Consider the following 2,473-nt stretch of genomic DNA (forward strand, 5'->3'; position numbering starts at 1 on the left):
ACAGCAGCAGGAAATGTTGAATGAAAAGATTGCAAAGCAGGAACAGGAAAGAAGCCGATTATTACGGTCGTGGAACAATGAAAGGCTGTTGTCAAAAGCGTCTAATGCTTATGAAGCAAGATACCAAACGGCAGTTGTTAAAGGTAGATAAAGAAGCAAGTGCCGCAAGAGAAAAGGCATATCAGGATTATGTTATGCAGTATGAGATGGCGGTTGCAAAGCAACAGAGTGAAGCGTGGAGAAAAGCGATAGATGGAGTGCCGGATAGTTTAAGAATGTTGTTGGAAATAAATAATACTGAAAATGTGCCGGAATATTCAGAAAAACAAAAAAGCAATATAACGATGCAATCAAGGCTTATGATCATACCGGTAACGGTGTAAGCTGGTAGCAGTTTGAATGGAAAACTTACGATACACAGATGACAGTCACATTTGAGGATTCGGTGAAAGTTGAAAGCATTTCAAAAAATGGAAAGTTTAAGTGTATTATGGAGCCATATCCGGGTAATGAATTAGATTTTTAAAAAGTATTTCATGTAGGAGTCAGAGCATATTACTGACTCCTATGCAGAAAGGAGAACAATTTTATGAGTATAACGAAAGTTGGAAGTTCCTATAATTTCATTTATAACACAAAGACAGGTAAATTATCTACAAAAGATGGCAGCAAAAATGAATTTGTTGATTTTTGCAATGGAGATGTAAAGGGAGAAGATACAGAGACACTGAATCATTTTGATGAGCATACAAGATATCAGTTTACAAGAATGCTGTTTGCATATGGAACCGGAATGACCGGACAGAATCCTTTTGCCAATGATGAGAAAGTCGAGATTACAGCGGATATAGACAGTGCAACCCATACTTCCTTTTATGTGAATGGGCAGAAAGCGTTTACGGCAATTACGGGTATGTCATATCTCCCATCCGAGATTCAAACCTTTGGAACCGTACAGCAGCCATTTAAAACCAGAGGGTCCAAACCATATGATCCCAGTACAAACAGTATCACGATTGGGGTTGGAAGCAGATTTAATCTTGGAAATGGATACAGCATGACGGTACAGGAAGATTTTGTCTGGGGCGAGGGCTATGGAAACGGAAGCAAGGCAGATGATGAAAGATGCAATATGATGATAGGTGGTCTGAACTCCCTGATACATTTTGCGGATCAGCAGTATTTTTCAAGTATGACAGATACATACACCGATTATATTTTAGATTTTCTTGCGTCACAGGGAGTGGATACAAGCAGAGAATTTGTGATAAACGGGACACATTGCGAACTGGTAAATGGGAAAATACGTGAAGTTGGTAACGATTATGTGGTGCCTAGTTCCATTCAGCAGAAAGCAGTGAAAAGATATGAAGAAAGTATGTCACAGCTTTTGAATAGCGGAACTTGGTATAGATGGTCATAAAAGTAATAGATCACTTGGACCGTTATGGAGAGTGAATAGATTCCGAATGACAGAGGAAAGGACAGCATATCTGCAACAGGAAAAAGAATTTTATACAGTGTTGGCATCCAAAATAGGAGAATAATTTTATGCATGATGCAAAAATGATATTGAAATAGGAGGAATAGAAGTATGCACATTGGTCCTGGTCTGAATACCGTATCTTCATTGTACGGTCAACAAAAAGGTAATCAAATGAAAACTCCTGCATCTGGGGAAAAGACATTTTATACGGCAGAAACACCGAAGGTATATCAGATATTTACAACAGATAATATGTTGTGGACAGGAGGTAATGGTACAGGTCTTTCTTATTGTCTTAAATATGCGGATGATTCGACGGATGAAAATCCTGTGGTGTTAGCGAAAGGTGTGGATGAAAACGGGAAAGAGTTTGAGCAAAGAATTTATATCAATGATGTTAATCCATCAAATGCTACAGTAGTCGAAATGCGTGCATTGGAGGCACATTACAAAGTGGAAAAGCAGGGAGGTTTCACGTCTCTGCCGCTTGAAGCTGGTAATATGGGACTTAACGACAGAAGAGATTTTATCGCAATGTTCAAAAAAAGCATAGAAGATTTAAACAAATTGGGAAGGTTTGACTTATCGTTGCTTTGGACGAAAAGTATGGATACATATCTTAATTTGCCAAACGCAAATAGTAAGTATAAATAGTGCTTAGTCATTTGAACATAGGAAAAAAAGAGAACTTGGATTACATGAAGTGTATGAGACAACTGGATATGATGCACGCAATGCGACATATAAAAATGGTACTTTTATTGCAGAGGATGGTACAGATTTACTGGCATTGTTTAAGGAAAAATCTAAGAATGGTGCAGGGTATGAACTTTATTCTAAGAGATGGCTGCAATATGCTAAAAATGGCTGGAAGAAAGAAAATGATTTAGTGTTGAAAATAGGCTTTGACAGCAGTGGATTGTATGATATAGGGCAGGAAAAAGGATATGGAGCAGCACAGAATATGTGGATGAAAGGTGTTAGCCA

General features: G+C 38.1%; 4 protein-coding genes. All 4 read left to right on the forward strand.

Annotation, left to right across the window (positions count from 1 at the left end; all coding sequences use genetic code 11):
• The first annotated feature begins 110 nt into the window (after positions 1-110).
• Positions 111-383, forward strand: coding sequence for a hypothetical protein (locus H8S17_RS16635; RefSeq protein WP_241070792.1), 273 nt, complete (start codon positions 111-113; stop codon positions 381-383).
• Between the two features lie 206 nt (positions 384-589).
• Entirely contained in the window at positions 590-1,423 is an 834-nt protein-coding gene (locus H8S17_RS15845) for a hypothetical protein (RefSeq protein ID WP_186867875.1), read from the forward strand.
• Positions 1,424-1,594: 171 nt separating this feature from the next.
• Positions 1,595-2,140 (forward strand): hypothetical protein, encoded by a 546-nt coding sequence (locus H8S17_RS15850; protein ID WP_186867876.1) that lies wholly within the window; start codon positions 1,595-1,597, stop codon positions 2,138-2,140.
• A gap of 49 nt (positions 2,141-2,189) precedes the next feature.
• Positions 2,190-2,473, forward strand: a 284-nt coding sequence (locus H8S17_RS15855; RefSeq protein ID WP_330595828.1) for a DUF4885 family protein, incomplete at its 3' end; no start/stop codon positions are given.

Source organism: Roseburia zhanii, from assembly GCF_014287635.1.
GTDB classification, from domain to species: Bacteria; Bacillota; Clostridia; order Lachnospirales; family Lachnospiraceae; genus Roseburia_B; species Roseburia_B zhanii.

Coding starts and splice junctions, on each gene's coding strand:
- H8S17_RS15845 (WP_186867875.1), top strand. CDS start 590: ATGAGTATAACGAAAGTTGGAAGTTCCTATAATTTCATTTATAACACA.
- H8S17_RS16635 (WP_241070792.1), top strand. CDS start 111: ATGAAGCAAGATACCAAACGGCAGTTGTTAAAGGTAGATAAAGAAGCA.
- H8S17_RS15850 (WP_186867876.1), top strand. CDS start 1,595: ATGCACATTGGTCCTGGTCTGAATACCGTATCTTCATTGTACGGTCAA.